Source organism: Streptomyces sp. NPDC093071 (assembly GCF_044754545.1).
GTDB lineage: Bacteria > Actinomycetota > Actinomycetes > Streptomycetales > Streptomycetaceae > Streptomyces.
In genome coordinates, this window is record NZ_JBIVPH010000002.1 from 51,121 (window position 1) to 73,150 (window position 22,030).

20 protein-coding genes and 6 pseudogenes are annotated in these 22,030 nt (G+C 70.8%); 9 read left to right on the top strand and 17 right to left on the bottom strand.

The annotated features are described in order from the left end of the window. Window positions 1–13: 13 nt before the first annotated feature. The 4 genes from ACIQD7_RS06070 to ACIQD7_RS06085 form a co-directional block, all read right to left on the bottom strand. Window positions 14–370, bottom strand: a complete 357-nt coding sequence (locus tag ACIQD7_RS06070; RefSeq protein WP_402439806.1) for a hypothetical protein — start codon at window positions 368–370, stop codon at window positions 14–16. Window positions 371–520: 150 nt separating this feature from the next. Next, entirely contained in the window at window positions 521–931 is a 411-nt protein-coding gene (locus tag ACIQD7_RS06075) for an STAS domain-containing protein (RefSeq protein ID WP_402439808.1), read from the bottom strand. Continuing rightward, entirely contained in the window at window positions 928–2,022 is a 1,095-nt protein-coding gene (locus tag ACIQD7_RS06080; RefSeq protein WP_402439810.1) for a B12-binding domain-containing protein, read from the bottom strand. The genes ACIQD7_RS06075 and ACIQD7_RS06080 overlap by 4 nt, the downstream gene beginning before the upstream one ends. Beyond that, window positions 2,022–3,821, bottom strand: a complete 1,800-nt coding sequence (locus tag ACIQD7_RS06085) for a PP2C family protein-serine/threonine phosphatase (protein ID WP_402439812.1) — start codon at window positions 3,819–3,821, stop codon at window positions 2,022–2,024. The genes ACIQD7_RS06080 and ACIQD7_RS06085 overlap by 1 nt, the downstream gene beginning before the upstream one ends. A 182-nt stretch (window positions 3,822–4,003) precedes the next feature. Here ACIQD7_RS06085 and ACIQD7_RS06090 point away from each other — a divergent pair, with 182 nt between their 5' ends. Together ACIQD7_RS06090 and ACIQD7_RS06095 are read left to right on the top strand one after the other, a co-directional pair. After that, the gene (locus ACIQD7_RS06090; protein ID WP_402439813.1) at window positions 4,004–4,360 is read left to right on the top strand and encodes an STAS domain-containing protein; all 357 of its coding nucleotides are present in this window, start codon (window positions 4,004–4,006) and stop codon (window positions 4,358–4,360) included. A gap of 67 nt (window positions 4,361–4,427) precedes the next feature. After that, window positions 4,428–4,832 carry an ATP-binding protein gene (locus ACIQD7_RS06095; RefSeq protein WP_402439815.1) on the top strand — a complete coding sequence of 135 codons (405 nt, stop codon included), beginning with the start codon at window positions 4,428–4,430 and terminating at the stop codon, window positions 4,830–4,832. Between the two features lie 65 nt (window positions 4,833–4,897). Here the strand turns inward: ACIQD7_RS06095 and ACIQD7_RS06100 are convergent, their stop codons facing one another. Both ACIQD7_RS06100 and ACIQD7_RS06105 read right to left on the bottom strand, forming a co-directional pair. Continuing rightward, complete coding sequence (locus tag ACIQD7_RS06100) at window positions 4,898–6,742, bottom strand: SpoIIE family protein phosphatase (protein WP_402439817.1); 1,845 nt, start codon at window positions 6,740–6,742, stop codon at window positions 4,898–4,900. Window positions 6,743–6,950: 208 nt separating this feature from the next. Beyond that, window positions 6,951–7,409, bottom strand: a complete 459-nt coding sequence (locus ACIQD7_RS06105) for an ATP-binding protein (protein ID WP_402439819.1) — start codon at window positions 7,407–7,409, stop codon at window positions 6,951–6,953. Between the two features lie 169 nt (window positions 7,410–7,578). Between ACIQD7_RS06105 and ACIQD7_RS06110 the strand changes: the two are divergent. Both ACIQD7_RS06110 and ACIQD7_RS06115 read left to right on the top strand, forming a co-directional pair. Continuing rightward, window positions 7,579–7,767: pseudogene (locus tag ACIQD7_RS06110) on the top strand (anti-sigma factor antagonist); the annotation flags it as partial. Between the two features lie 608 nt (window positions 7,768–8,375). After that, on the top strand, window positions 8,376–8,717 hold the full coding sequence (locus tag ACIQD7_RS06115; RefSeq protein WP_402441399.1) for a hypothetical protein: 342 nt from the start codon (window positions 8,376–8,378) through the stop codon (window positions 8,715–8,717). A 420-nt stretch (window positions 8,718–9,137) separates the two neighbouring features. Here the strand turns inward: ACIQD7_RS06115 and ACIQD7_RS06120 are convergent. From ACIQD7_RS06120 to ACIQD7_RS06150, 7 genes and pseudogenes are all read right to left on the bottom strand, one after another. After that, window positions 9,138–9,599: pseudogene (locus ACIQD7_RS06120) on the bottom strand (transposase family protein); the annotation flags it as partial. A 111-nt stretch (window positions 9,600–9,710) separates the two neighbouring features. Further along, window positions 9,711–10,053, bottom strand: a pseudogene (locus tag ACIQD7_RS06125) (IS5/IS1182 family transposase); the annotation flags it as partial. A 25-nt stretch (window positions 10,054–10,078) separates the two neighbouring features. After that, window positions 10,079–10,621, bottom strand: a complete 543-nt coding sequence (locus ACIQD7_RS06130; RefSeq protein ID WP_402439821.1) for a TetR/AcrR family transcriptional regulator — start codon at window positions 10,619–10,621, stop codon at window positions 10,079–10,081. Window positions 10,622–10,638: 17 nt separating this feature from the next. Then, a complete protein-coding gene (locus tag ACIQD7_RS06135; protein WP_402439823.1) occupies window positions 10,639–11,220 on the bottom strand; it encodes a sugar O-acetyltransferase in 582 nt (193 codons plus the stop codon). Between the two features lie 356 nt (window positions 11,221–11,576). Then, window positions 11,577–12,165 (bottom strand): annotated as a pseudogene (locus ACIQD7_RS06140) (IS5 family transposase); the annotation flags it as partial. Between the two features lie 174 nt (window positions 12,166–12,339). Continuing rightward, complete coding sequence (locus ACIQD7_RS06145; protein WP_402439825.1) at window positions 12,340–13,080, bottom strand: 3-keto-5-aminohexanoate cleavage protein; 741 nt, start codon at window positions 13,078–13,080, stop codon at window positions 12,340–12,342. A gap of 117 nt (window positions 13,081–13,197) precedes the next feature. Then, window positions 13,198–13,461 carry a hypothetical protein gene (locus tag ACIQD7_RS06150; protein ID WP_402439827.1) on the bottom strand — a complete coding sequence of 88 codons (264 nt, stop codon included), beginning with the start codon at window positions 13,459–13,461 and terminating at the stop codon, window positions 13,198–13,200. Between the two features lie 116 nt (window positions 13,462–13,577). Here ACIQD7_RS06150 and ACIQD7_RS06155 point away from each other — a divergent pair. Beyond that, a pseudogene (locus ACIQD7_RS06155) lies at window positions 13,578–14,354 on the top strand (transposase family protein); the annotation flags it as partial. A gap of 10 nt (window positions 14,355–14,364) precedes the next feature. Here ACIQD7_RS06155 and ACIQD7_RS06160 read toward each other — a convergent pair. Next, window positions 14,365–15,162 carry a hypothetical protein gene (locus ACIQD7_RS06160; protein WP_402439829.1) on the bottom strand — a complete coding sequence of 266 codons (798 nt, stop codon included), beginning with the start codon at window positions 15,160–15,162 and terminating at the stop codon, window positions 14,365–14,367. A 324-nt stretch (window positions 15,163–15,486) separates the two neighbouring features. Between ACIQD7_RS06160 and ACIQD7_RS06165 the strand changes: the two genes are divergently transcribed. Further along, complete coding sequence (locus tag ACIQD7_RS06165; protein ID WP_402439831.1) at window positions 15,487–15,888, top strand: hypothetical protein; 402 nt, start codon at window positions 15,487–15,489, stop codon at window positions 15,886–15,888. A gap of 323 nt (window positions 15,889–16,211) precedes the next feature. On the opposite strand, the gene ACIQD7_RS06170 is transcribed toward ACIQD7_RS06165, so the two are convergent. Next, window positions 16,212–17,228, bottom strand: a complete 1,017-nt coding sequence (locus ACIQD7_RS06170) for an alpha/beta hydrolase family protein (RefSeq protein WP_402439833.1) — start codon at window positions 17,226–17,228, stop codon at window positions 16,212–16,214. 131 nt (window positions 17,229–17,359) lie between these two features. On the opposite strand from ACIQD7_RS06170, the gene ACIQD7_RS06175 reads away from it, so the two are divergent. Both ACIQD7_RS06175 and ACIQD7_RS06180 read left to right on the top strand, forming a co-directional pair. Further along, on the top strand, window positions 17,360–18,004 hold the full coding sequence (locus tag ACIQD7_RS06175) for a GNAT family N-acetyltransferase (RefSeq protein WP_402439835.1): 645 nt from the start codon (window positions 17,360–17,362) through the stop codon (window positions 18,002–18,004). After that, window positions 18,001–18,915: a PaaX family transcriptional regulator C-terminal domain-containing protein gene (locus ACIQD7_RS06180; protein ID WP_402439836.1), complete on the top strand. Its 915-nt coding sequence runs from the start codon at window positions 18,001–18,003 to the stop codon at window positions 18,913–18,915. Before ACIQD7_RS06175 ends, ACIQD7_RS06180 begins: the two co-directional genes overlap by 4 nt. Here the strand turns inward: ACIQD7_RS06180 and ACIQD7_RS06185 are convergent. Together ACIQD7_RS06185 and ACIQD7_RS06190 are read right to left on the bottom strand one after the other, a co-directional pair. Beyond that, window positions 18,870–19,232, bottom strand: a complete 363-nt coding sequence (locus ACIQD7_RS06185) for a hypothetical protein (RefSeq protein WP_402439838.1) — start codon at window positions 19,230–19,232, stop codon at window positions 18,870–18,872. The genes ACIQD7_RS06180 and ACIQD7_RS06185 overlap by 46 nt on opposite strands. A gap of 205 nt (window positions 19,233–19,437) precedes the next feature. After that, a pseudogene (locus tag ACIQD7_RS06190) lies at window positions 19,438–20,301 on the bottom strand (hypothetical protein); the annotation flags it as partial. On the opposite strand from ACIQD7_RS06190, the gene ACIQD7_RS06195 reads away from it, so the two are divergent. Continuing rightward, window positions 20,241–21,923 (top strand): choice-of-anchor P family protein, encoded by a 1,683-nt coding sequence (locus tag ACIQD7_RS06195; protein ID WP_402439840.1) that lies wholly within the window; start codon window positions 20,241–20,243, stop codon window positions 21,921–21,923. The pseudogene ACIQD7_RS06190 and the gene ACIQD7_RS06195 sit on opposite strands and share 61 nt — an antisense overlap. Window positions 21,924–22,030 lie beyond the last annotated feature (107 nt).

The following is a 22,030-nucleotide window of genomic DNA, read 5'->3' on the forward strand; positions in this document are numbered from 1 at the left end:
ACCTCAGCACCCTCTACACCCGCTGACGTTCAGAAGTACGGTCCCGGGCAGTCAACCGCAGGACGAACACGAGGCGGAAGATGTCGTCCAGCAGGTCTCTGTCGCTGCCCGGCAGTTCCAGGGCGCCTACCGTGCGGGCCGTGGCGCGGTCAGGGCCCGGCTGTTCGGTATGACGAATCACAAGGTTCATGGGGCGCTCGATGCGTACCACCGTCGGCAGGCCCGCCACCAGCGGCTGATCGAGCGCACCCTTCCGGAGCACGTGGACGACACCACGGCCCAGGCGGTTGCCGGACGCCCGCACGCCGACGAGCTCTTGCAGTCCCTGCCCTCCTCGCAGCGTCGGGTGCCGCACCTGGCCTGTCAGCACGCACGGATACGGTCACCAGGGAGATCGCCATCCGGCTGGGGATGCCACTGTGCACGGTCAAGAGCCGTACCCGGCGCGCCCCACGGCGCCCGGTACGCCACCCGGCTCTCGCATCGGCGCACGGGCAAGCGGGGCGAAGGCCGGGGTCCTTCAGGGAGCAGAAGCCGTTTCCGTCTGCTCGTCCACTTCGTCGGCAGCAGGAGGGGAGGCGTGGGCGTCCTGGGTGAGGTGGTCGGCTATGCCGGTGAGCTCGAGCATTCGGACCATCTGGGAGGGCTGCTGGTCCAGGTGCAGGGTGATGCCCGCGGGATACGCCTGGCGGCGCAGAACGAGCAGAGCGGTCAGGGCGCTGGAGTCGATGCCGGCCAGGCCGCTGAAGTCCAGATGCAGGTCCTTGGGGACCTGCCCGTACTGCTGGTGGTGGGCGTCCAGTGCCTGGTTCACCTCGTGGGTGAACCGGGTGGCGGTCTCGTAGTCGAGGTCCCCCGCAATGGCCAGATGCAGTGCGCGCGGCTGAGCGCTGCGGGCGGTGACGACGAGGTCGGCAGGCAGATAAGTCATGCGGTGATTCCCGGACCGGTGTGATCGGAACTGAGCTGCAAGCTGTCGGCAGCAGTCTTGAGGAAGGTCAGCGCGCGGGGGAAGTCGCGCAGTTGTCCGGCCAGTACGTCCAAGCCCAGGCGCAGACCGGCGGCGGGGACACCACGGGCCGTGAGGATGCCGGCCGTCCAGGCGGTGAAGGTGGTGAACAGCTCGGCGTCGTCGACGTAGAGGGCGGTGGCGAGGAAGTCGACGATGTGGGCGAGGTCCTCGGTGGTGCGGTCACGCTGCGCGGTGCTGTAGGTGCGCATCGCGGGCCAGCGTTCCTCCAACGCCTCCAGGCTCTGCTTCACCAAAGCAGCGCGCCGGGTGGTGACCAGGGTGTACTCCTGGTCGAGAAGGTGGGGCAGATCGTCCTCGATCTGCTGACGCCGCCCCGCACGATGCCGTGCCAGGCCCTGGTCGAGGTAGTCGGCCGCTTCCCGGGCGTCGGGGGCCCAGGCGTCGGCGTGCAGGCGGCGGGCGTGGCGGCCGTCGGGACCGAAGGCACGGCCGCCGACCATGACGGAGACGCCGATGGACTGCAGGGCGCTGATCGCCTTGTGAGCGGCGGGCAGGCGAGTCGGCAAAGAGGCCGAGAGCAGCACCGCGGCAGGGTTGGTCCGGTGGACGTGGGACACCAGATGCGGGGTGGGGGTGTGGCCGCCGAGGAAGTCGACCTGCCAGCCCCGGTGGGTGAGGACCTCGGCCAGCAGGCGGGCGGGCAGCACATGCCACTCGCCCTCCACGCACACCACGGTGACGCGTCCTCGGGTGTGCAGCCGCCGGGGGACCCGGTGGTGGGCGAGGGCGGCCAGGACGCGGTCGGTGATCGCGCTGGCGGCGTGCTCGTCGGCCACGCTGATGCGGTCGGCGGCCCACTCCACGCCGACCCGCTGTTGCACGCCGGCCACGACGTCCAGCAGCAGGGCTTCGGTGTCCGCTCCGGCGTCGGCCGCCGCCGTCACCAGCCGCATCGCGGCCGGCTCGTCCCGCCCGATCACCGCCTCCCACAACTGCTCGGACAACTCCGGCAGCTCAGGCAGAGGGCGGGGCGCAGTGATGGTGGTCATCAGCCTTCCCTGGTGTACGTACGGGAGTCGTTGTGCCCGCCCACGATGTGCAGTGCGCCGTGGCCACTGGCCGGGTTGGTGATCGCCAGGGTGGCCATGTCGTCGTGCTCGCGGCCGCCGAGCCACTGCGAGGCCAGCATCTGCACCCGCTCCACCACCGCCTCCGCCGGCATCCGCACGCACTCCCGCAACGCGGCTCGCAGCCTTTCCTCGCCGTAGAGCTGATCGCCCAGCGGGCCGCCGCGGGCCTCGGTGATGCCGTCGGTGTAGAGCAGGCACGCCTCCCCCGGCGCCAGCACCACCTCCGTGCTCTGCGTGCTGATGTCGGGCAGGGCACCGATCAGGGTCCCGCGGGTGGTGGCCTCCTCCACCCGGCCATCGGTGCGGACGACGAGCGGGGGCAGGTGCCCGGCGCTGGTCAGCCTGATCCGCACCTGGCCCTGGCGGCGCTGGACGGAGGCCAGCACCAGGGTGGCGAAGCGGGTGTGATGGGAGGTGAGGACCGCATCGTTGAGGAGGTTCAGAACCCGCCGGTGGTCTGCCGACAGTGGCAGCAGCGCGTGCAGGACGCTGCGGATCTTTCCCGTCAGGACGGCTGCTTCCAGGCCCTTGCCCGCCACATCGCCCAGAACGACGAAGGTCTCCTTCGTGGCGTCGGTACCGGGGTGGACGTCGTAGAAGTCGCCGCCGACACGCTCGTGGTCCTTCGCGGCCCGGTAGATGCCGGCGTACTCCACGCCATGGACGCGTTCCAGCTTCGGCGGCAGCAGCTCGCGCAGCAGCGTGGCGGTGATGGAGGCCTGCTCGGCGTAGAGGCGGGCGGCCGACAGGGCGGCGCCGGCCCGGGCGGCGAACAGCCGCGCGAAGACCTCCTCGCCGTCGGTGAAGGCCTGACGGGTGCCGGAACGCAGCAGGATCAGGACACCGGCGGGCATGCCGTAGCCGGGAAGAGGCGTGACGATGACCGATCCGATCAGGCCGGTGAAACCGGGCGGGACGGCCCAGTCGGGGATGTCCCCCGGATCGATCCAGCGTGTGGGCACGGGGGGAAAGCCCTGCAGGGCCTCGGTCAGGCCCGGAACCGTGTGCGGGTCGATCGCCGCGGTCTTCTGCGTGACCTCGCCCCCGACCTGGGCGTAGGTAAGGGTGTGACGGCGGCCCTGGGAGGGGGCGACGATGACGGCGGCATCCGCGAGATGGTCGGCGGCCATGCGCACTGTCACCTCCGTACACCGCTCGACGTTCAGCGAGGAGAACAGGGCGCTGGAGATGTCCACCAGCAAAGTGGTGCGCGCCCGTTCGCCTCGTAGGGCTTGCTCGGCCAAGTGCAGGTCGGTGTTCTCCACCAGCCACCACACCGTGTAGCCGTCCTCGCCCGGCGACGGATGCGCCTCGAACACGCGGCCCGCCACCGTGCCGGAGACGGTCTGAGGCGGGGTGGTCTCCGGTGCCGGGTGCCGGTGGACGCAAGCCAGCCAGTCCGGCAGTGCGCCGGTCGCCGGATCCTCACCGGCCTCGGTGAACAGGTGGCGGGCGGCCTCGTTGGTTTCGGCGATGTTCCCGTCGCGGTCGGCGACGAGAACGGGATAGGGGGCGTTGCTCCACGCCGTACCGACGTGAACGCCACCACCGCGCGGACTGTCAGGGGTACCCGGGGAGGGAATCACATGGGAGGGGACGCATCGTGCGCACCCCACCACCTTTCTGCCGCTGGAAAACAGTTGCCTGACAGCAACCGTCTCGCATCTGCCGGTCCCACGCAATCTCAGGCCAAAGCCAGCACCACTTCCCCACACCATCAGCCACGTATCCCCCTTCTCGCAGGCCCAGTAGTACTGGTCCTCACATGTGAAGCAGTGAGATCGATCTCTTTTGCGATTTACCCGTCCGGCGATGCCAACAAGACCGCAGTGAAGGATGCCTGAGCTGGTTCGCAGAGGCTCCCATCTGTAAAAATGCCCGGATGAACGACGATGTGGAAGTGACTGTCGCCATAGCCGACGGCATACGGACCGTGCGGGTCGCAGGAGAGTTCGACACCGACGAGGCCGACGTCCTGGCCCACGCCCTCGCCCTGCTCCCCGGCGGTTCTCCGCTCGGCACTGTCGTGGACCTGTCCGGGGTCGCCTTCGCCGACTCCTCCTTCTTGCACACCCTGTTCACCGCTCAGCAGCGCCATGCGCGGGCCGCCGTCCCCCTGGTCCTGGCTGGGCTGACTCCGTTCCTGCAACGGATGCTGGAACTGACCGATCTCACGCGCGCCTTCACCATCGCCCCCGACCTGCCTGCGGCCACGCACCTCGTCCGTGCGCGCATCCCCCTGCCCCGCCGGCGGTGAACCGCGTACAACCCGCCTGCGCGGGAAAACGCGAAGGTGACCATGTGGAGGAGAAGGGTGGACAGATATGACGACGACGGAACCCCGTGCGAGCCGGCACACTCTGCCCGCCACTGCGGGCGCGGCCCGCGATCAGGTTCGTGACCTCCTGCACACCACCGGCCGCGCTCCCCCGCCCCGAGCGGTGAGCGACGACATCCTGCTGGTCGTCTCTGAACTCGTCACCAACGCCTACCGGCACGGCGGCGGGCTGACCGGCTTCACCGCCCACCTCGTCGACGGCGCCCTCACCGTGTGCGCCACCGATGCCTCCACCGTGACCCCGCAGACGAGGACGGACAGTCACCCCACCGCGCCCGGCGGGTTCGGCTGGCCGCTGATCCAAAAGCTCAGCCGCCAGGTCACCATCACCCCCCTCGGGACGGGAAAGACCATCCAGGTCGTCCTGGACACCACCTCTCCGCGCGCCTGAGCAGGCATCGCGTTCACTCCTGAGCTCCCTCGTCACGAAGAGCAGGCAGTCAGGGGCCCTCCGTCTCATGACAGTTCGGTCTGAGCCGCTCCTGAGGTGTCGACGCTGACGGCGAGCAAGGCGATGTCGTCGTCGTGGGCACGGCCGGCGATCTGGTCGGCGATCTGCTCCAGAAGGCCTTCCACCGGGGCGCTGCTGTTCGCGGCGAGCAGCCGGGAGACCTCTTCGATCGTCTGCTCGGTGGAGGTGCCGGGTGCTTCGACCAGGCCGTCGGTGTAGAGCAGCAGGGTGGAGCCCGGCTCCAGGCGTACACGGTGCTGGGTGCGGCGGGCAGGCAGGCCGGGGTGGAGCAGCAGGTCGTGTTCCTGGAGCTGTCGGACGGGGTGTCCGGGGCGGGCCAGGAGCGGGGGCGGGTGGCCGGCGTTGGTCCAGGTGAATTTCCAGGCACCCCCGCCGGTGGGGGCGAGGTGGGCGTGGACGAGGGTGCCGGAGATGTTCATGCCCAGATCGGTAACCGCGCTGTACAGGGCGTCGACCGCGGTGGCCGGTCCGCTGCGGAAGTGGTCGTGGGTGGCCTGACGCAGCATGCTGCGGGCCTGCCCCATCAGCGTGGCGGCCTGCATGTTGTGCCCGGTGATGTCCCCCACGGTCAGCGCCAGCCTGGTGGTACCGGTGCGGACGTCGGCGTCGGAGCGGGGGGAGCCGAACCGGTAGGCGTCGTACCAGTCGCCGCCGACCATGTTCTGATCGGCGGCCGTCCGGTACAACGCGGCAAGGCGCAGACCCTGAACGGTGGGCAGGTCGGTGAGCATGGCCTGTTGGAGCTGGCGGGCCACGTCGATGCGTCCGTCCAGGAACAACGCGCGTTCGACGGCGTCGGCGGTATAGCGGGCGAGGACGGTCAGCACCGCCCGTTCGGAGATGTCGATCGTGCGCGGAACATTCCAGGCCAGGATGAGGGTGCCCAGCGCACGGCCGTAGGTGTCGGGCAGGGGCACGCACACGGCCGAGCGCAGGTTCATGGCGTCGAACTCGGCGACCGTGTCCGGGTGGTAGTGGTCCACCAGGGTCTGCCGGTCGGAAATCAGTACGATCCTGTTCTCCCGAGCCGCCTGGGCACTGGGCCACTGCTCGTGCAAGTCGTAGACCGGAAAGTGTTTCTCCAGCGGGACGGAGGACGCCATCCGGTCGGGCACCCGCCGCAGGGCGCCTTCCTGGCGCAGAACCAGGCCTACGTAGGCCGGCCGCAGATCTCCGCTGACCAGATCACCGACCTGGCGGCGCACCTGTTCCAGGCCGGAGGTACGGGCCATGGTCTCCGCGGCGCGCAAAAGCAACCGCGAGTTCCTCAGCAGCGTGGCGGCCTGGCCCCCGGCGCGCCGGGCTTCTTGGGCCGACACCCGCAGCCGCAGCTGCACGCTGCATGCCTGCGCCAGATCCTCCAAAGCCTCCATGTCCCGCTCGCTCCAGGTACGAGGCGTGAAGTCGAGGGCGCACAGGGCTCCCAGCACCGTTCCCGCATCGTCCGTCAGCGGCACCGCCGCACAAGCGACCGCGCCGAACCAGGCGCTCGAAGCGACGTCCCGCACTCGCGCATCAGTACGCGCATCGGTGACCGCCAGGGGCTCACGCGAAGCGGCGATGTGTTCGCACGGTGAACCGGCCAGGTCCGCCTGCCTGCTCGAGGACCACGGCTCACCCAGCCCTGCCGCCCCGGGCAGGAACTGCCGGTCCCGGCCGACCAGGGCGACCACCGCCGTCGGCACGTCCAGCATGCCTGCAGCCAGGCGGGCGAACCGGTCCATCCCCGCATCCGCAACAGTCTCAAGACCTACCTGCTCGAGAAACGCGGAAGAGTCCTTCACGCCGTCTTCCGCGCCGCTCTTGGGCCCGTCGTTGTCAGAACGCATCCCCTGCCGCCATCAATGACTGTGATCCGCCCGGCGCGACTGTTCCGCCCGACGAACGAAACGCTCGTCAGCGTAGAACAGTCACCGTCCCGGCCTGCAGCCGCCCGGCCGCATGCCTCTACGGTCACTACCGCCGGAGGCGTCCGGTGCGATGCACTTGGCGGACGAGAGCCTCGGGGCAGGATCCGGCGTCGCCACGTGTCTGCTTCTACGTCGGGCTGTGGGTGTCGGTCGGGGCGATGCGGGCGGTGATGCGTGTGCCGACCGGCTCCTGCTCGATGAGCAGTTCTTCGGTGACGGCCTGGACGATCTCCATGCCGTGCTGGCCGGCCCGCCCCGGATCGGCCGGGCGGACCGTGGGAACGGCGGGATCGCTGTCACACACCACTACGTCCACCATGCCGGTGGCGACGCGCAGTTCCCTCAGCACGGGGCCGGGAGCGCACTTGACCACGTTGGTAACCAGTCCGCTGACGACCAGCTCGGTCAGATCCCCCACACGCTGCGACACCGGTAGATGATGCTCGGCGCCGGCCCTGTCCAGAAAGGCGGTGGCGTGATGGCGGGCGTCGGAGATGCAGCCGCCCGTCGCGTCGAGGGCATAGCCGCCGCACATCAGACATATGCCTGGCCCGCTACGGTCGCCCCCACCGATCTGGGATTGCATGAACCTGGTCCTCGTTCCCGCCCACGCGGCGCCACTACCCGTCCCGCGCTCCCCTACGCGGCGGAGGAACCCGGCACCACCACCGGAATGGGTCCGGAACAGCGCGGTGAGGCGGAATCACCCGCGCATGCCCCAACCGGGGGCAGGCGTGAACGCCGGCGAGGAGACCATGAGCGGCCGCGAGAAAGCGGACCGGCCGGGCCGGCTGTCCGCAGTGACCCGCACGGTCGACGGCGTCCGCGCCGTCACCCTGCACGGCGAGATCGGCCGCACGGCCAAGGACACCCTGAGCAAGGCCCTGCTGCCCGACGAGAGGCTACCGGTATCGCGGGTCGCGGCAGACCTCGAAGGCGTGAGCTTCATGGACTCCAGCGGCGTCAGCGTCCTCATCCCCGCCCACCGGCAGTATCCACGCCACCGGCGGCCGGCTGCGCGTCGCCGGTGCCAACCGGTCCGTCCGGCGCGTCCTGGCCCTCGTCGGCGTCGACACCATCATCCCCTGCCACCCCGCCCTCGCCCGAGCCCTGCACTCCTGATCCGCAGCACACCGCGAACGACAAGGCAGAACGGCCGCCCAGGTAGATCCCGAGTGGCCGTCTGCTTCCCGCGCCGTGTCGCCGTCGCCGGGGACAGAGGGAAGAGCAGCGGGGGCGGCCCGGCGGTACTGCGTCCCAGAGCGCATCCGGGCGCCGCCCCCCACCCGCGCACGCCGTATCGGCACGGGCCGAACGGAACCCCGTCCGCCTCCGACCGTCCTCTGACAGGTTTTCCCGACCGGTTGCCGGGTGGTCTTGACCGATGGATCGCCGGCCGGGAGCTACGGCTGTGGAGCAGGACAAAAGACGTAGGCGCCTTCCTCCGTGGTGTACGCGTCGGCCCACAGTTCGACCAACGCGCCGTTTTGCGGCGTCACGTGCCACGCGGAGGGGGTGCCAGCAGCAAACTCCATGATCAGGAGCTTAGTGGGTGTCTGCTCGCAGCGGGCCCGTCGGCAGCACCGTGGCGGTGTGGCGAGGCGGCCTGGACAACGTGGTGGGCCGGCACCGCGCCGAATGGACCGTTGCCGGGGACATCCTCTTGGGCCGCAACACGCGGTCGTTCGTGCTCGCCGAACCGGGGGTGAGCAAGGAGGCCGACCAGGTGGTCCTACGAGGACTTCTCCAGCTCACCGGAGACGGCACCGCTGTCCTTCGGGTGGGCGACTCGCAGGTGCTGTCCGATGCGGGCTCACCGCCGCCGCCCGACAACGCCTGGGTGGAGGGCAGCGTCGAAGCGGACGAGGCGGCGCTCCACCCCCACGCGCTCTGACCGGTCGAAGACGCCTGGCGATCCGTCGAAATCACCTGACAGAGGACAAGGGATGCCGTACGAGTGCCGCACGTGGTGACGCACTCCGATCACCACATGACATGACCGGATCCGGTCCTTTGTGTATGAGGGAGGCGAGAGGGTGACGGAGTGACACGCTTTCCGGCCCTCTCTCACCCTGCTCCTCTCCTCACTTCTCAACAGAGAGAAGCACGGAAAGTGCGTCATCCCTACCCGGCACGGGTGCACTGAGCCCCCGCCAACCTGAATCCGCGGGTCGCAGGGCTGGTGTGACCGGCCCCGGGTACTCGCGCCGGCCGCGGGCGGGAGCCTGCGGGGAAGACCATCGGTCAGCGGTTGACCTCAAGGTTCATCAGCACGGGCGGGGTCGGTGCGGAGCCGGTGTCTGACTCAGGCGGGAGGTGTCCCGTCGGGACGGACGACGATCTGCACGTTCATGCCGTGTCGGCGGTGTTTCATCGAGTAGTACGACTCGTCCGCACGGATGCGGTCGCTGGGATCAGGATGCCGTCGACGATGACGTGGTCGTCTTCGCCGGGGCCGGTGAGTGCTTCGTGAAGACCGGACGCGCAGCCGGCCAGGACGCCCGGCGTCTCGTCGCCGTAACGCCGGGCCATTGCGGTCGAGACCCCGAACCCGGCCGCGAGCTGGGCGAACGTCTCGTTCCTCCTCAGGTGAGCCGGTGTGAGGAGAGCCTGCTTGAAGCAGCCGAGCCGTCTCCACGGCGAGTTCAGTTCATGCCCTCGAGCGTGGATCGGTCAGGAAACGTGTTCGACCAGCCCGTACGGGACGCCGAGCGTGACAGGATGCGGAAACCTTCAAGGCCCCCGGTTTGTCGGCAGTGCCGAGTGGAATCCACACCACCGACGATCGGGGGCTCTGCCACGCCACCGCCCCAGCCGACGAGGCCTACAGCCCTTCAGAGGCAGGTGGACGGGAAGCCCCGTGCCAACCCCTGGGCCTTTCCCATCCTTACCCTGAGCCGGTCGGATGCGGGGCGAGGACGGTCTGGACGAGACTGGCGATCGGGGTGGTCAAGCACCGCAGTTCACGCAGGAGCCGCCGGGACTCCAGGGTGGCGACGGCCTGCTCGACGAGGGACCGGACCTTCGCATGGGACCGGTTCACCGCCTGCCGGCCCGCGGAGAGGTTCTCCCCCGGTGCGGGATGCGGATCGTGCCGTCGGCACCTCGGTAGCCCTTAGCAGTCGGCCGAAGGGATCGGCGAGAACCTGCACGTCCATGCCGTGCCCCTTGTGCTCGCCGGAGCGGACCGGCCGGTTCGTGGCGATGCGGTCGATCGGCAGGTTCACGCCCCCGCAGGCTGCCGGAGGGCTGCTGTCAGGCAGTGGTGATGCGCCGAACCGCTTCAATGGTCAGGTCGCGGTCGTGCGGTGTGGTGTCGAGGGCCTGGTGGAGGGCGAGTCCTTCGATGAGTGCGTCGAGCTGGCGGGCGGTGTCGGCGTCGAAGTGCCTCTGCAGCAGGTCGCGGCTGCGGCGCATCCATGTTCCGGTCAGTTCGCGGTACTCGGGGCGGCGGGCGGCGAGGGTGTAGAGCTCCTGGGCGAGGACGAGGTCGCGCTGGGGGCCTTCGGCGATTGCGTGGATGAGGTCGACGGCGGCGCGGCGCGCCTGCTCGGTGTCGCCGGCAGCATCCAGGTGCTCTTCGAAGACCCTCACGATGTGGTCCGCGAAGCCGGTGAACGCCTCGCGGAGCAGGTCGTCGATGCCGGTGAAGTGGTAGGTCATAGAGCCGAGCGGTACGTCGGCGCGAGCGGCGATCTTGCGGTGGGAGACGCCGGCGACGCCCTCGGCAGCGATGTGGTCAAGGGTGGCGGCGAGGATGCGTTGACGCCGCTGCGGGTCGGTGTGCCCGGTAGCCATCGAAGGAAGGGGTGCTTTCAGAGATCGCGGACAGCGCGGGCGGGACTGCCGACCGCGACGACGTTCGCGGGGACGTCTTTGGTGACGACCGATCCGGCGCCGACAACGCTGTTGTCGCCGATGCTCACGCCGGGGCAGACGATGACGCCTCCGCCGAGCCAGACGTTGTTGCCGATGCTGATGGGGAGCGCGGCTTCGAGCTTGTCGCGCCGGGGCCGCGGCTCCAGAGGATGGGTGGGGGTGAGGAGCTGGACGTTCGGGCCGATCTGGCAGTCCTCGCCGATGGTGATCGCGGCCACGTCCAGCGCGGTCAGGTGGTAGTTGACGAAGGTCCGGGCGCCGATGGTGATGTTGCTGCCGTAGTCCACGTACAGCGGCGGTCGTACCTCGACCTCCTCGCCCGCGAAGCCGAGCAGCTCGCCGAGGAGCGGCCGGGCCGTTGCGGGATCGTCGAGATACGCCGCCTGGTAGCGGGCTGCCAGCCGCATCGCGCGGTGCTGCCTGCCGGTGATCTCGGGATCGTCTGCGATGTAGAGGTCGCCCGCGAGCATGCGCTCCAGGTTGGTGCGCGGATCGCCGGCGAAGTAGTCCGTCTCCATGCGTACGATCGTACGCCCCAGAAGGTACGTTCGTACATTCTGGTGTGCGGCAAGCGCGCCGCGTTTCCGGAGTCCGGGGCTTCATGTTGATGCCTCGCGTCTTCGGGTCCGGTGCACCGTGCCGCATCACGGACAAACCCTCGACCCCGAGCCGTCACTCGGTACGGCATGGGCGGCCCACCGGGGCCCTGACCCTGATGGGCCCGGGTTCGTCGCCCTGGCCAGGCCATTGCGCGAGCTGGGGCCCGCGCCGGCTCCAGTTGGCGGCCTACCTCCGTTTCAGCTCTTCGAGGACTGCACCGTGCGTATCGACGGGTCTGAGGCCCGTCTCCGCTACCGGCGCGATCGACCGCCCGTCGGAGCCGACGCGAGCACATGAAGCCGCAGGCCGGTTCGAGCAGGCATTGGTGGAGACCGGCGCGTCGTTCGTAGCGGGTGCGGAGTCGCTTGAACTGGTGCAGCCGGGCGAAGGCTCGCTCGACGACCCACCGCGCTTTGCCCGGCCCGGAGCCGCGGGCGACGCCACGGCGGGCGATCATCGGTTTGATGCCACGCCTCGACAACGGGCGGCGGTACTCGTCGAAGTCGTAGCCGCGGTCGGCGACGGGCGCCGGGTCTCGCGGCGGGAACGTCCAGACATTCCCCGGATCGGGGGAACGGCGTCGAGGAGTGGCAGGAGCTGGGTGACGTCGTGCCGGTTGCCGCCGGTGAGGGTGACGGCGAGCGGGGCTCCGTAGCGGTCGACGATCAGGTGGTGCTTGGAATCCAGGCGGGCACGGTCGACGGGCGAGGGGCCGACATGATCCGCCTTTCGAGAGCACGGACATGAGAGCCGCCCGCGGAGCAGCCGTCCAGGTTCAACGAGTCCGCGTGGCGGAGCTCGGCCGGCAGAACGGCGTGCGGGCGCGGCCGGAAGCCGGCCTCGGTCCGGCTCCGCAGACGGCGTCGGCCAGTCCGGGACAACGCACAGGTGCCCGAGCGGTTCGCGCACGGTCCATGGAGTGTACCGGGTCGGCGGCTCCCCGTCCGCCGGGGGCGAGACCCGCCAGCGCGGCCGTGCGTGCCCCGCACTCCAGGCGAAATGCCTCGCGCACCCTGCCCTGGCCCGTTCCGGGGGTACTAACCGGTCCGTGCCGGGCCGAGGCCCGGATGGGTGAAGAGGGCACGGGCCTCACGGACCAAGGCCGCGTTGTCCGGCGCCGGAGTACCGTCGGGGAGGTGCAGGACGTCCTCGAAGCCGATCCGGGTGTCCAGGCCGCGGGCCGCCGCGAGCCTCAGCACGGACCATGCGGAGCCGTCCTGGCCGTGCAGCAGCAGCTGCGCGGGCGTGGGGACGAGCTCTGCCAGCAGACGGTTCGCGACCTCCACCGCCTCCTGCGCCCCGGTCTCGGTGACCTCGGCGAGGACACGCAGCACACGTGGGGCATCCGGCCAGTTCAGAAACGCGCGTGCCGCCCCTGTACCCGAGAAGATGCCGGCCTCGACGCCGACCCCGCGTTCCAGCAGAATCCCGGCGACTTCGCGGGCGCCGTCTTCGTGCCAGTTGACGGAGGCGTGGTCGGGCAGCACGGTCCATGCGGCGATCCGCGCGATACGTTCTCCCGGGTCGGAGCTGGCCCAAGAGCCGGTGGTGACGCCGACGGGGACGCCGGGGACGGCGGCTCGCACGGCGCTGACGGCGGCGGCGACGGCGGCCGCCTCCAACGTGTCCTGGCCTTCGCTGTCCTTGGGGTGCAGATGGATGTTCTCAGCCCCGGCGGCGACGGCGGCACGGGCTGCCTGCGCCAGTTGGCCGGGAGTGACCGGAAGAGCGGGTGATTCGGCACGTCCGCGCGGGCCGTTGAGGCAGACCTGCAACATGTCGCCATCCTCATGGGTCGGGCCGGGGAGGGCCGAGAGGGGAAAAATCGCATCGGTCGGGAGCAACCCGCACAGACTGATGCGGCCTGGAGTAAGCGCTGCCCCCGATGCGGGACCTCATGCGCGGATCCGGCCGTTCCGGTCGGCCGAAACGCCCGCCCGGAACCCGCTGCTCGCGCCCAGGCGCCGGGGCGGCTTGCCGATAATCCAGCGGGTGGTGCGGACCGGGAGTCCTCCCTGCCGGGAGATGGCTTCGTCCAGGAGGCCGATGGCCATCAGCTGGACGGCCTTGTGTTCGAGGGAGTCGAGAGTCTCCTGGGTCTCATCCGACTCCTGGGGCAAGGAGTCCTGCCGCCAGCGCACGTCGAACAGATCGGTCAACCTCGTTCCGCCCGTGTCGGACGATGAAGCGGGCTTCTCGGCAGGAGGGGCAACGAGGCAGGGCCCCTTGTCGTCGGCGGGACGATTCCACTCTCACACCGGCGCCCGAAGGGGCCCTGAAGGTCTCCGTGTCCTGTCACGCCCGGCGTCCCGCACGAGCTCGTCGAGCATGTCGCCTGGCTGCCGCACGAGCGCCGCCAGGCCCGCCACACGCGCCGACGCAAGCTCACCTGCTTCCAGCAGGCCCTGCTCACCCTCGTCCGCCTGCGCAAGAACGAGGCGTTCTCGCAGCCCGGAGCAGGTTTCGGAATATCCGGGGCCACCGCCTGGCGATACGTGGACGAGACCCCGGACGTCCTGGCCGGCCGGGCACCCGGCTTCCACGAAACCCCCACCGGCCTCGGTGAAGGCGACCGCGTCATCGTTGACAGCCGCCCTGATTCCCACCGACCGGATCCGTGCGGGCGAGCCGTACCACTCGGCGAAACACCGCAAGCACGGCATGAACGTGCAGGTCACCGCCCGCCCCGACGGCACATCGCTGTAGTTCTCCCGTGCGGCACCGGACCGGACCGCACCCACGACCTGACCGCGGCCCGGTCCCACGGCCGTCGTCCGGTCCTGCCTCACCCGGCAGGCCCTCGTTCCCGCGGACCCCGCGGACTCCGCCTACCAGGGCGCCGACGCCGTCTTGCGCACCCCGTCCTACCGCCACGAACAGCCCGAGCACCACCAGCGGTTCATCTGCGGCCGCACACGGCTGAGGGCTCCGGGGGAACGAGCCTTCGCACGGCTGAAGCCCTGGCACGTCCTCCGCCGAGCCGGATGCCCCACCCGCCGTCGGCACCATCGCCCAAGCCGTCCACACCCCGTCGACCTGCAACCATCCCGGACGAAACGTGCTCAATCCCGTTTGTCCGAACCGCTACGGAAGCGCAGGGCGATCTCTGCGGCCCCGGAGAGGCTCTCCTCGTCCGCCAGCATCACCCGGGCGGATGTGCCGGAGTCGGTCCACGCGCACAGGATCGGGCGTCCGGTGGCCGATGCCATGGAGCCACAGCTCAGCCGACCGCCCCAGGGGCCCGCCTCGAACGCGGCGACCTCCGTCGCCCGTGCCCCGGCGAAGACGTTGCGCATCTCGTGGGCCATGGTGTGCGAGCGATTCGCCTCGGCCGACTCCGCGACCCATTCGACGGTGCCGATCTGGAGCACGGCGCCCACCGGGCCTTCCCCGGGGCCGTCGTGGAACCATCGTTCGCCCGACGGCTCCTTCCCGGAGGTCATCTGCTCGTACTCGGTGGCTTCCGCGCCGGACAGCAGCCGGTATCCGCCGACGCGTGGGGCGGCATCGACGGCGCGCTCGGTCTCCGGGGACGCTGCCGCACCGGAAGGGGCCTGGACTGCGGGCGCTTGGAGGACGGGGGCCGCCTCGGCGGCAGGCGGCTCTCCCTCGTAGCTGAACGCCCGTATCAGACCCGCGGCCGCAACAGCCGGCAGAACGCCGCGGACGATGTTCTCGCGACGTATGGCAAGAGCCACGGCCTGCTCGGCGGTGACCGCGCCGGTCGGCACCGGGCCGCGGCGCCAGGCTTTGGTGGTGACCCGGATGACGGCCACGGCTACCGCGGTGACCAGGAGCGCCCCTATCGCCTGGCCGGCGGCGAAGCTCTGCGAGTCGGGGTCGATGGACGACGTGATCATGACGGAATCACAGAGGACATCGCAGACATGTTCGTATCGCGTGCGGTCGCGATCACACATCGACAGCCCCCTTTGCCAGGCCGTACCCGAGATCACCGACCGGTTTCGCCACATGATCGACCGGACAGCTCATAGAGGTTCACGACGTCACCCAGGCCTCTCCCGTGGCCATCTTCAAACACGCTACGGCCGCACTCGCCCCCCTCACTCCGGTTCCGTGCCGGGCTCGACCTCACGGAAACGCGCTCCAGGCCCGCACCACCAGCTGTTATGTCGCACCCACCCCCTACAGAGCGGGTTCAACAGGGGAGGGAGCCTCGCACCATGAAGTACTGCGGCAACCGCCGCGTCGTCGCGGCGATACTCATATCGACCGCTGTCACCACACTCGCCGCCTGCGGACCCGCCGACACCGGCGCGGACTCGAAGAGCTCTGCGGACGCCGGAGGCCCCGGCCCGAGCACGCCTGGCCCGGAGGACTCCTTCGACGGCCTCAGCGGCCCGCAGATCGGCGACAAGGCCATGTACGACGGCGATGACCTGGTCGAAGCCGGGCTCGCCGTCGTGCCGACCGCCTCCTGGCGCGGTGGACATCGCACGGATCACGGTCGGCCGGTGGATGCGGCATCGCGCGCAACGGCCGGCAGACACCGGACCGGGGAAGGCCAGGGGGGCGGTCAGTGCGGCGTCGAACCGGGCGGCGGCTTCGCCGGCGACGGACGGTGAGGGTGAACGGGGCGACGGCGGCGCGTATCGCGGTGCGCGGCCGGATCCGGTGAACGGCGAACAGGATGAGGGCCGAGTACGGCGTAGATGGTGGGGACGTCGCCGGAGAGGAGCAGGAGGGCGTGGCGGAGCCCGAGACCGAACAGGCCGGCGCAACGCCGCGGGAAGCGGGGCGGGAAGGTGGCACCGTCGCGGTCCGCGGAGGCCGGCTGGAGGGTGAAGCCGTAGCCGAAGAGCGGGTAGAACTCGGTGTCGGAGAGGCGCCGCGGTGCTGCCGCCTCGGCCGGCGGCCCCGCTGTGGGGCCCTGCCGCGGGCCGGACGGTCATCGTTTCGCTCCTTGGGCGCTGACGGAGGCCAGGAACTGTCGTTGGTCTTCGAGGAAGCCGTCCGCGAACAGGGCTCTGGGCGCGCACAGCGCGGTCAGGGTGAGGCGGAGTGAGGAGTTCTCCACGTCGTGCTTGACCATGCCGTGGGTGGCGTCCGGGTAGTGGGCGACGCGCAACGCGGGCTCCGGCAGGAGCCGACGGTAGGTGGCCTCGCTGTCGGCGGTGTCCACGTTCACGTCGTGTCCGGCGAGCACCAGCAGGACGGGCGTGCGGCGCAGTGCGGGCAGGTCGGCGCTCGCGTCGGCGGTGTGGTTTTTGGAGACGAACCTCCAGCGGGCGGCCGTCATGCCCTGCGGATCGCCGACGGCGCGTACGTACTCCTCGTACGAGGCGCCCCGCCCCAGCAGTTCCAACCCGGTCTCGCGGCGGCGCAGGGCGGCGGTGATCTCGGTGTCGGAGGCGCCGTCACGGCGCAGTTCGGCAAAGAGGTTGTAGCGGCCTTGCCGGTGCCAGTTGACGGCGGGTGAGACGACGATGGCGAAGCGGACCCCGAGGTCCTTGGCAGCGATCTTGGGCAGTACCCAGCCGGCCTGGCTGGCGCCCCACAGGCCGATCCGGCTGCCGTCGACGTCCGGTCGCTCCCGGGCCCAGGCGATGGCGTCGACGGCCTCCCGGGCGCGGTCGTCCATGGACTGGTCGAGCCAGTCGCCGGGCGCGCCTTTCACGCCCGGCTTGTTCCAGGACAGTGAGGCGTAGCCGGCGCGGGCGAAGGACTCCCAGATCGGCCGGTAGAAGGTGTCGTGCGTGGCATCGACGGGTCCGTCGCCGTGCACGAAGACCACGAGCGGGAAGGGCCCCTTTCCCTGCTTCGGCAGGGCCAGAACCCCCTCCAGGACCTGGCCGCCCCGCCGTATCGTCACGGCTTCTTCGCGGACGTCGTAGGTGTTCTGCCAGACCACCAGCCCGCCCAGGCCCGCTGCCGTGACCGCCAGCGCGGCCAGCGTCGCAAGCACGATCCGGACCACCCGGCGGCGTAGAGCGCCTTTCGGTGCCATCTCCCCTCCAGACAAATATCTATCAGACCGGAAACGATCGTTTCCCTTTCGACCGTACTATGATCGTTCAAAGAGTGCGAGGAGGAAACATGGACCCGGCAGTCACCATCCGGCGCGTCGTGCCCCGGCAAACCGAGGACCAGGTGGCCGCGTTGTACTGGGAGGCGTTCGGCCGCAAGCTCGGCGCCGCTCTGGGCCCGCCGGAACACGGCCGTGCCTTCATCGCCCGTCACCTCCACCACGACCGCGCCGCCGTCGCCCTCACCCACGACGGAAGCCGTGTCGTGGGCGTGGCCGGCTACCGGCTCTCAGGGCGCGGCCTGACCGGCGGCGGCATACGCGACGTGCTCTCCGCCTACGGGCTCATGCGCGGGATGCCCCGGCTCGCCGTGCTGGCCCTGCTCGATCGCACCCCGGGGCCGGGGGAACTGGTCATGGACGGCATCGCCGTCGACCCCGCCCATCGGAGCGCCGGCATCGGCGGCCTGCTGCTGGCCGAGATCGCGACCATCGCGGCCGAACAGGGCTGCCGCCGGGTCCGCCTGGACGTCATCGACGTCAACCCCCGCGCCCGCGCGCTGTACGAGCGGCACGGCTTCACCGCCGTGCGTACCGAGCGGACACCGTACCTCAGGGGGCTCATGGGGTTCGGCGCCGTGACTACGATGCATCGCGCCGTCCCGGGCCGCCCGAGCGGCGGCCCATCCGGCGACACCTTGGAGCAGCGGCGATGACGACCAGGCCCGCGGGCGCCTCCGCGGCGGATCCCGCCACGCCCGGGATCAGCACCCGGACCCTGGTGTTCGGCCTCGTCCGCGAGGACGGCACCGTCGACGCCGGCGAACTGTACGCGGTCGCCCAGACGCTCGGCATGACCGACCAGCAGGTCAGACTGTGCGTCAAACGACTGGTCACCGAGGGGCGGTTCACCCGGGAAGGCCGGGGACGCAAGGCGGTGCTGCGCGCCACCACCGACGCGACCGGCTCCATCGCGCCGAACGTGGAGTACGTGCGCCACGCCTACCGACAGGACCAGGGGCTCGCCCCCTGGGACGGAACCTGGCACCTGTTCGCCTTCGCCATCTCCGAGACCTCGCGGCAGGCCCGCGACACCCTGCGCGACACCCTGCTCCACCTCGGCGCGGCCCCCCTCCAAGGAGGCCTCTACGTCAGCGCCAACGAAATCGGTGACACCGTCGAGGCCCACGCCCGCCGCCTCGGCGTCCTGCCCTCCCTCACCCGCCTCACCAGCCGCGATCTGCGAGTGGGCGAAGAAACCGAACCCGCCCGGTTGGCCGCCCTGCTCTGGCCGCTCCAGTCGATCGCCGAGCGCCACAAGACACTCGCGGCACTCGCCACGGACCGCCTGACCAGACTGTCCCAACCAGCCGCCCCACCCACCGCAACCCAGCGGCTGACGTACACCGTCGAACTGGCAACCGCCTTCACCACCGCGATGGACCCCGATCCGCTGCTGCCCCCCGAACTGCTCCCCCAGCCCTGGCCCGGCACCCACGCCCGCGCACTGGCGGCACGGTGCTGGAACACCCTCATCACAGGACAGCACGAAACCCGCAGCCGGCTCCATCTGTTCAGCCTCTACGACCGCGCTCTCACCACACCCGAACCGAACCCGCCCCGGTAGACCGACACCCTGAACCGTTCCGGCACCGTAAGAAACGGCCCTGTCCCGCATGGGGACTGCACATCGTTCTTCTTGAACTTGCGGTGCGGTGGCGTCACCACGCGTCCGCCGGTCTGTGCTCCGGGTCCTCGGTGGCCGGCGCCGGCAAGGATCTCGACCGCTTGACCGTCGGCCAGGAGCTTGACCAGGCCTGATTCGCGGGCGTGGGTGATGTCCGCGCAGCTTCCGGGTTTGGTCGGGCTGCAGAACGGCAGCCGCCCGTCCCCATCGGTGAAGACCACGGTCTTCGCCACGTTCTGCTTGTTCTTGCCGGACATGAAGCGATTCCGATCCTTGCGGCCGACAGCGGGCCGACCAACCCGGACCCCGGTGCCGTCGGCGATGCCGGTCTGCCCACGGGCGCCGAGGCGATCGATGACCCCAGCCAGCGTTCGCAGCCGGACGTCGGGGGCTGATCGCGCACCCCCGTTCGGCGGGTGGCGGCCGCACCTCACCGATGGCCCGGGTGACGGTGGAACGGTCCACGCCGAACCAGCAGGCCGGCACATCGCGAGTGGCGCCGTGGCGGAGATGGACGGGAGCGGCCAGGAGCCGGTCGGCGAACACGAACCGGTGCTTCGCACCGGCGCCCACCGCTCGCCGCCGCGGCCGGGAGACAAGCCCGGCCTGGTGACGCCCGTGCCACAACAGACCCGACTCGGAAACGAGTTCAGCGATCACATCGGCCGACAGCCCCGGGATCCGGCGGTTGCCGATGATCACTGCGCGAGACGCGGTCCCCACCACCCGGCCATGACCGACCGTCCGGGGCTCCACCCCGAGGTCGACCGGGAGGAGCTCCGCCGGGACGGGAAGGGCAGGCGCTCTCCGCTCGCCGCGCTGCGCCCGAAGGCGAAGACGGCACCGGTGCGGGGGCCGGGCAGGCGAGAGAGGCGGCAGCCCGGGGAAACGGCGGCTGGTCACTCTCGGGGCTGATGCGGCCGGGACGGTGGTCGTCGGCGGATCCGTCTCGGCCGGATGCCCGAGGCGGCAGTCCCTCGGCGTAGCCGGAAGAGGATCTGACGGCGCGTGCGCCCGGCGCGCGCCGCCCTGCCCTCCTGTGTGCGCTGCTGCCGGGTCCGGGCGCGACGGCCAGACTGGTGACCGTTTCGCGGCCGGGCATCGCCTGCCGGGTCGGGCCGCGGCCGTCGGGCGGCCCGCGCTGTTCGACGACAGGCGCCCCGCACGCTGCGGTTGCGGTCTGCGGGACGGATCGAGGAGGGGAAGACGTGTACAGACACTTACCGGGTCGGCCGCGCCGGACCGTACCGTTCCTGCGTGCCGTCGTGACGTCCGGCCTGGCGTGCGTGGCGGTGCTGGCCGCCGCGTTGCCCGCGGCCGCCGCACCCGCGCCCACCGGAACCGCGGCCGTCTCCGCGCCGGTGCCCCGCGCGGCGACCGTGCTCTTCGAGGAGGGATTCGAGAACGCCCCTGGGGCTCCCCGCCTGCTGACCTCGTACACCGGGGCTCCGCCGCTCGCCGAGACGTACACCGCCGATCCGGCCTGGCTGACCGCCTGCAACGGCTGGCTGGTCTCGGCGGCCGACCCCGTCACCGCCCCGGCCGGCAGCGGCTGCGGGGCGTCCTGGCCCTCTCAGCAGGCCATGGCGTCGGCGCTGGCCGAATGGGCCGGCGGCGACCCGGCCGACAACCACGCCGTCACCGCGTACACCGCGGGAAACCCGGGAGCCGGAAAGACGCAGCTGGAGACGGTGCAGCCGGTGCCGGTGGCGGCGACCGACCGCTTTCTGACCTTCTCGGTGGACGCGGCGGCCGTCAACTGCTTCGCCGCGCACCCGCTGCTGGAGTTCTCCCTGCTCGACGGAGAGCGGGCCGTCCCGGCGTTCACCGATCCCATCGACACGTGCACCGACGCCGATACGGTCACCGCGAACGGCACGCACGTCGGCACCTACGCGGGCGACGACGCCGTGCTCTTCTCCGGCCCCTCGGTCGGTGTCCGCATGGTCAACGCTCAGGCCAGCGGGACCGGTAACGACGGTGCGATCGACAACCTCCGGATCCTGGACGCCACCCCGCGGCTCAGTACGGCCTTCGACCCCGACCCGGTGGGCGCCGGCGACCCGACCACGCTGACCTTCACCGTCACCAACACCAGCGAGAAGGCGGCGAAGCGCGGCTGGTCCTTCACCGAGCAGCTGCCGTCCGGGCTCGTCGCCGACCCCGGCTCCGCCACCACCAACTGTCCTTCCGGCACGGTCACCGTCGACCCCGGCGGGCACGGTCTCACCTCCGGCGGCGACCTCGCCGCCGGGCAGGAGTCCTGCACGATCACGGTCCGGGTGACCTCGGCCCGCAGCGGCACGTACGCCCTGTGCGCCGCGGCGACCACCGCCCGGCGCGGCATCGACCCGCCCGGCTGCACCTCGGTGACGTTCGTGGCACTGCTCATGGACGCGCACGCCCGGGCCGTCACGGCCGCCCCGATCGCGCCGCTGGCCCCTTCGGACGTCACCTGCACCGAGGACCCGGCCACCGACGGCGCCCAGCTCGGCAACACCCACGTCGGCTCCTCCACCGGCTCGTTCAGCTCCGCCACGACCCACGCGGCGGGCACCGCGGGCGCCGGTAGCACCCGTACGGCCACCTCAACCGCCACCGTCAACGGACTGCACCTCCTCGGCGGCCTGATCAGCGCGGGCACGGCGAGCGCCACGGCCACCGCGACCGCACCCACGGCACTGGGCACGATCACCGTCACCGGCGCGACCACCCTGACCGGAGCCCGCGTGGGCAACACCACGCTCGCTGCCCACCCGGCGCCGAACACCGTCATCACCCTCCCGCAGCTCGGCACGGTCACCCTCAACGAGCAGCGGGTCTACGGCGACGGGCGCGGCCTCGTCGTCAACGCCCTGCACGTCCGGCTGTCCGACGGCACCGACATCGTCGTCGGCGGCACCCGCGCCTCCCTCACCCGGACCCCGGGCCCCTGCCCCTCACCCTGACACCGGATTCCCCGGATCGCCCCGCCGCCACCGACCCCGGCGGTTCCGGGTACCGACCCGCGCGGCCCCTTCCCGTACGCACCGACAGCGAGGGGCCGCCCTGTGCC